Source organism: uncultured Mycobacterium sp., from assembly GCF_964249325.1.
Lineage (GTDB): Bacteria > Actinomycetota > Actinomycetes > Mycobacteriales > Mycobacteriaceae > Mycobacterium.
The window spans coordinates 1-6,278 of record NZ_CAXUCH010000244.1; the positions used below are offsets into that span (position 1 = coordinate 1).

At 68.2% G+C, this 6,278-nt stretch carries 5 protein-coding genes; all 5 read right to left on the reverse strand.

Going from position 1 to position 6,278, the window contains the following annotated elements; genetic code table 11:
• On the reverse strand, positions 1 to 436 hold a 436-nt coding region (gene pyrF / locus ACFE99_RS21390; protein ID WP_375488402.1), incomplete at its 3' end, for an orotidine-5'-phosphate decarboxylase.
• Positions 437 to 438: 2 nt separating this feature from the next.
• Positions 439 to 3,786 (reverse strand): carbamoyl-phosphate synthase large subunit, encoded by a 3,348-nt coding sequence (gene carB, locus ACFE99_RS21395; RefSeq protein ID WP_375488403.1) that lies wholly within the window; start codon positions 3,784 to 3,786, stop codon positions 439 to 441.
• On the reverse strand, positions 3,786 to 4,913 hold the full coding sequence (gene carA / locus ACFE99_RS21400; RefSeq protein ID WP_375488404.1) for a glutamine-hydrolyzing carbamoyl-phosphate synthase small subunit: 1,128 nt from the start codon (positions 4,911 to 4,913) through the stop codon (positions 3,786 to 3,788). The genes carB and carA overlap by 1 nt, the downstream gene beginning before the upstream one ends.
• Entirely contained in the window at positions 4,913 to 5,413 is a 501-nt protein-coding gene (locus tag ACFE99_RS21405; RefSeq protein WP_375488405.1) for a transporter, read from the reverse strand. Before ACFE99_RS21405 ends, carA begins: the two co-directional genes overlap by 1 nt.
• Positions 5,410 to 6,192 carry a dihydroorotase gene (locus tag ACFE99_RS21410; RefSeq protein ID WP_375488406.1) on the reverse strand — a complete coding sequence of 261 codons (783 nt, stop codon included), beginning with the start codon at positions 6,190 to 6,192 and terminating at the stop codon, positions 5,410 to 5,412. Before ACFE99_RS21410 ends, ACFE99_RS21405 begins: the two co-directional genes overlap by 4 nt.
• Between the last annotated feature and the right edge of the window lie 86 nt (positions 6,193 to 6,278).

The following is a 6,278-nucleotide window of genomic DNA, read 5'->3' on the forward strand; positions in this document are numbered from 1 at the left end:
CCCCGCGTCCGTGGGCGGCGGCGGTGTGCAAGAGCGGTTGCAGGGAGCCGAATCCCGGATACGGCGACGCGGTGACGGCGTCGGCGGCCAGCGGCGAGTCACCCACCCAGGCCTGGGCGTAGGCCGCCATCGTGGAGCCGACGTCACCGCGCTTGGCGTCGGCCAGCACCAGGACGCCGATGCTGCGCAGCGCCGCGATGGTGCGTTCCAGCACCGCGTATCCAGCGGCCCCGTAGGCCTCGAAGAACGCGACCTGCGGTTTGACCACGGCGAAGCCGGCGTAGGCCTCGATACACGTGTCGCAGAACGACGCCAGGCCATCGGGCGTGGTCGGCAAGTCCCAGGCGCGCAGTAGCTCCGGATGCGGGTCGATCCCCAGACACAGCGGCCCCCGCTGCGACATCGCGTCGCGCAGCCGGGCGCCGAACCCGGGCATGACTAGCGCCCGCCGTTGGTCAGCGCGCTGTGCAGTTCCTGCAACGAACGCACCCCGATGTCGCCGCGGATCCCCGCCTCGATGCCCTGCACCGCGGCCGACGCGCCCTGCACCGTCGTCACGCACGGGATGTTCATCGCCACCGCGGCCGAACGGATTTCGTAGCCGTCGATGCGCGGTCCGGAGTTGCCGTAGGGGGTGTTGATCACCATGTCGACCTCACCGGCCCTGATCGCGTCGACCGCGGACAGCGCTGGGCGGCCGGCACGGGGTTCTTCTAAATGCTTGCGCACCACCTCGCACGGAATTCCATTGCGCCGCAGGGTTTCCGCGGTGCCTTCGGTGGCCAGCACCCGGAAGCCCAGGTCGGCCAGCCGTTTGACCGGGAACACCAGCGAGCGTTTGTCGCGGTTGGCCACCGACACGAACACAGTGCCCTCGGCCGGCAGCGAACCGTAGGCGGCGGTCTGGCTTTTGGCGAACGCGCTGCCGAAGTCGCGGTCGATGCCCATCACCTCGCCCGTCGACTTCATCTCCGGGCCCAGCAGCGAGTCGATGCCGGCCCCCTCGACGGTGCGGAACCGGTGGAACGGCAACACGGCCTCCTTGACCGCGATCGGGGCATCCGGCGCCGCGGTTGCACCGTCACCGGAGGCCGCCAGCATGCCCTCAGCGCGCAGCTGAGCGATGCTGGCGCCCAACATGATTCGTGCGCATGCCTTGGCCAGTGGAACGGCGGTCGCCTTCGACACGAACGGCACGGTGCGGCTGGCTCGCGGGTTGGCCTCCAGCACGTAGAGCACGTCGTCTTTGAGGGCATATTGCACGTTGAGCAGACCGACCACCCCGATGCCCTGGGCGATGGCCTCGGTTGCTTTCCGGACCTTCTCGATGTCGGTGCGGCCCAATGTCACTGGCGGCAGCGCGCAGGCCGAGTCGCCGGAGTGGATTCCGGCCTCTTCGATGTGTTCCATGATCCCGCCGATGTAGACCTCGACACCGTCGCACAGCGCATCGACGTCGATCTCGATGGCGTCCTCGAGGAAGCGATCCACCAGCACCGGGTGTTCGGGTGAGAGCGCGGTGGCGCGGGTGATGTACCCCTGCAGCGTGTCGTCGTCGTAGACGATCTCCATGCCGCGACCACCCAGCACGTAGGAGGGCCGCACCAGCACCGGGTACCCGATCTCGGCGGCGATACGGCGGGCCTGGTCGAAGGTCGTCGCGGTGCCGTAGCGGGGGGCAGGTAGCCCGGCCGTCGAGAGCATATCGCCGAAGGCGCCGCGGTCCTCAGCCAGATCGATGGCCTCCGGTGGGGTGCCGACGATCGGAACCCCGGCGTCGGCGAGTCGTTGCGCCAGGCCGAGCGGGGTTTGGCCGCCCAGCTGCACGATGACGCCGACCACGCCGGGACCGCCTTGCGCCGACTGGGATTCGGCGTAGAACACCTCCAGCACGTCCTCGAATGTCAGCGGCTCGAAATACAGCCGGTCGGCGGTGTCGTAGTCGGTGGACACGGTCTCCGGGTTGCAGTTGACCATCACGGTCTCAAAACCGGCCTGGCTCAACGTGGTTGCTGCGTGCACACAGCTGTAGTCGAATTCGATGCCCTGCCCGATCCGGTTGGGACCGGAGCCGAGGATCAGCACCTTGGGTTTGTGGTTCTGCGGGGCCACCTCGGTTTCGGCGGCGGGGTCGAGCTCGTAGCTGCTGTAGTGGTACGGGGTCTTGGCCTCGAACTCCGCCGCACAGGTGTCGACGGTCTTGTACACCGGGTGGATGCCGAGCCGCTTCCGCAGCGAGCGCACACCGTTCTCGCCGGCCAGTTCCGGTCGCAGCGCGGCGATCTGGCGGTCCGAGAGCCCGCTGTACTTGCAGCGGCGCAGCAGCTCACCGTCCAGCACGGCGGCGTCGACCAGCTCCGCGCGCAGCTCGACCAGTTGCGCGATCTGGGCGACGAACCACGGGTCGACACCGCAGGCCTGCGACACCTGGTCGACCGACGCACCCAGCCGCAGCGCCAGTTCGATGTCATAGAGCCGGCTTTCGCTTGGTGTGGTCAGCCGCTGCAGGGTTTCGTCGACGCCGCCGGGCGGGTCCGGGGCCGTCCAGAAGCCGGCGCGGCCGGCTTCCAGCGACCGCATCACCTTGCCGAGCGCTTCGATGAAGTTGCGGCCCAACGACATCGCCTCACCGACCGATTTCATGGTGGTGGTCAACGTAGGGTCGGCGCCCGGGAACTTCTCGAACGCGAACCGCGGGGCCTTGACCACGACGTAGTCCAGGGTGGGCTCGAAGCAGGCCGGGGTTTCCTTGGTGATGTCGTTGAGGATCTCGTCGAGGGTGTAGCCGATCGCCAGCTTGGCGGCGATCTTGGCGATCGGGAAGCCGGTGGCCTTGGACGCCAGCGCGGACGACCGCGACACCCGCGGGTTCATCTCGACGACGATGAGCCGCCCGTCGCGCGGGTTGACCGCGAACTGGATGTTGCACCCACCGGTGTCCACCCCGACCTCGCGCAGGATCGCGATGGCCAGGTCGCGCATCCGCTGGTATTCCCGGTCGGTCAGCGTCATCGCCGGGGCTACGGTCACCGAGTCGCCGGTGTGCACGCCCATCGGGTCGACGTTTTCGATCGAGCAGACCACTACGACGTTGTCGTGGCCGTCGCGCATCAACTCGAGTTCGAATTCTTTCCAGCCGTAAATGGATTCCTCGATGAGCACATTGGCGCTGGGCGAGGCGGCCAGACCGGCGCCGGCCATCCGGTCGACCTCTTCGGCGCTGTGCGCCATGCCGGAGCCCATCCCGCCCATGGTGAAGCTCGGCCGCACCACGACCGGCAGGCCGAGTTCGGCGACCGTTTCGCGGACCTCGGCAAGAGTGAAACAGACGCGGCTGCGCGCTGATTCACCGCCGACCTTGCCAACGATGTCTTTGAACCGCTGGCGGTCCTCGCCGCGCTGGATGGCGTCGAAGTCGGCGCCGATCAGCTCGACGTCGTAGCGTTCCAGCACCCCGTTCTCGTAGAGCGCGACCGCGGTGTTGAGCGCCGTCTGTCCGCCCAGCGTGGCGAGCAGCGCGTCGATCTTGTTGCCGCGCTGGGCTTGTTGGGCGATGACGCGTTCGACGAAAGCCGGGGTGATGGGCTCGACGTACGTGTGGTCGGCGAACTCCGGGTCGGTCATGATCGTGGCCGGGTTGGAGTTGACCAGGCTGACCTGTAACCCTTCGGCTTTGAGCACCCGGCAAGCTTGGGTGCCCGAGTAGTCGAACTCACATGCCTGCCCGATGACGATCGGGCCGGAACCGATCACCAGGATGTGGCGCAGGTCGGTGCGGCGCGGCATCAGCCCTCCCCTGCCATCAGGTCGACGAACTGGTCGAACAGGTATTCCGCGTCGTGTGGTCCGGCCGCGGCCTCGGGATGGTATTGCACCGAAAACGCGCGACCGCTGGCCAGTTTGACGCCTTCGACGACGCCGTCGTTGGCGCAGGTGTGGCTCACGACGGCCGCACCGAACGGGGTGTCGAACCGTTGGCCAGCTTCGCCTTCCAGCGCGAACCCGTGGTTCTGCGCGGTGATCGCGACCCGCCCGGTGGCGTGGTCGATCACCGGGACGTTGATGCCGCGGTGGCCGAACACCATCTTGTAGGTGGACAGGCCCAGCGCGCGGCCGAGGATCTGATTGCCGAAACAGATGCCTAACAACGGAATTCCGGCGTCCAGCACCTGACGGGTCGCGGCGACGACATGGTCTGCGGTGGCCGGGTCGCCAGGGCCGTTGGACAAGAACACACCGTCCGGTTTGATCTCGGCGATCTGCTCGAAGGTCGCCGACGACGGCAGCACGTGGCTGCGGATGCCGCGCCGCGCGAAATTGCGCGGCGTGTTGGTTTTGATCCCCAGGTCGAGTGCGGCCACTGTAAACCGGTGCGGGCCTTGGGGTTCGACGATGTAGGTGCCGTCGGTGCTGACTTGGCCGGCCAGGTCGGCACCGAGCATAGGCGGCTGGGCGCGCACCCGCTTTATCAGCTCGTCCGGCTCGGCCAGCGCGACCCCGGAGAAGATCCCGGCTTTCATCGAGCCGCGGCTGCGCAGATGACGCACCGCGGCGCGGGTGTCGATGCCGGCCACCCCGACGATGCGCTGGCGGACCAGCTCGTCCTGCAGCGTGGTGGTGGCCCGCCAGTTGGAGGCGCGCGGCGACGGATCGCGCACCGCATAGCCGGCCACCCAGATCTTGTCGCCGCGGCTCTCGGCGTCTTCGGTGTTCCAGCCGGTGTTGCCGATCTGGGGCGCGGTCGCCACCACGATCTGGCGGTGGTAGCTGGGATCGGTCAGCGTTTCCTGGTAGCCGGACATGCCGGTGGAAAACACCGCCTCGCCCAGTGTCTGGCCGATCGCGCCGAGCGGCGTCCCGGTGAAGATCCGCCCGTCTTCGAGCACCAGCACGGCCCGGTCGCGGTTGTTCATCAGCATGCCTCCGGCAGCCAGCGGTGGTACTGGCTGCGGTCGTCGCCGCGAAAGCCGGTATCGATCTCGGTGCCCGACGGCAGCCGCCACCGGATCGCCAGTATCCCGTCGCGGGTGGTGACTTTGCCGACCATGCCGCGCTCGGTGCGGATGGCCGTGATCGACTCCTGCGGAATCCAGATCGGGCTGGCCTTCGAGCGTTGCACCAAAATTCCCTCGGGATAGCGGGTCAGGAGCGCCTTGCTGCGGTAGCCGAGATCGCCGACCGCTACCCGGTCATGCCAGCTGGGCGCCAGCGTGCAGCCGACGTAGATGCCCGGGGTTGGTGCGACGATCGCCGAGCCCACCGTCTCCGGTACCTCGGGCAGGGCGCCGATCAACGCGGCCTGGCGTTCACTGCGATGCCGCCAGCCGCGGACCATCAGCGAGATCACCAACGCGATCGCCAGCGCCAGCACAGCCGCGAAAATGAGCGACCCGATCAACGTTGCCGTGTTCAAGCGGGGCTCTTTCCGTCGCGGGCAGTGATATTGCCGCGCAGCAGCGTCGCAGTCACCGTGGCCGGCAACGTCATCGACTCGTACGGTGTGTTGCCTGAGCGGCTGGCCAGTTCGGACCCGGCGACGGTCCAGGTGGCGTCGGGGTCCACAATCGTGAGGTTGGCCGGCTCGCCCACCTCCAGCGGGCGGCCGTGGTCGGGCAATCCCGCGATGCGCGCAGGGTTCTCGCTCATCACCCGGGCAACGTCGCGCCAGCTCAGCAGGCCCGGCTCCACCATGGTGGCCGCCACCACCGACAGCGCGGTCTGCAGGCCGAGCATGCCCGGTCGCGCGGCGACGAATTCGACGCACTTCTCGTGCTCGGCGTGGGGGGCGTGATCGGTGGCCACGCAGTCGATAACCCCGTCGGCCAGGGCTTGACGCAACGCGGCCGCGTCGGCGGTCTCGCGCAGCGGCGGGTTGACCCGGTTCACGCCGTCGTAGGTCGCGAGCCTGGAATCGTCGAGCATCAGGTGATGCGGAGTCACTTCAGCGGTGATCGAAACACCTTGGGCTTTGGCCCATTTGAGGATTTCGACGGTCCCGGCCGTGGAGGCGTGGCAGATGTGCACCCGGGCGCCGGCGTCGCGGGCCAGCAGGGCGTCGCGCGCGACGATCGACTCTTCGGCGGCGCGCGGCCATCCCGAGAGCCCCAGCCGGGCGGCACAGGGCCCCTCATGGGCGACGGCGCCGACGGCAGCTACGACATCTACCACCTGCGCTACGGCTACATCTACCATACGTTCCGTACCAGCAACGAGTTGCACGGCGCCGACTTCCGCAGGCAGGAGGCGAACCGGCTGCGGTTCCTGTGGCGCATCCTGCG

What these genes read in the sequence shown, in the direction of transcription:
- carB (WP_375488403.1), bottom strand. Translation starts at nt 3,786, where the DNA reads ATGCCGCGCCGCACCGACCTGCGCCACATCCTGGTGATCGGTTCCGGC.
- carA (WP_375488404.1), bottom strand. Translation starts at nt 4,913, where the DNA reads ATGAACAACCGCGACCGGGCCGTGCTGGTGCTCGAAGACGGGCGGATC.
- ACFE99_RS21410 (WP_375488406.1), bottom strand. Translation starts at nt 6,192, where the DNA reads ATGGTAGATGTAGCCGTAGCGCAGGTGGTAGATGTCGTAGCTGCCGTC.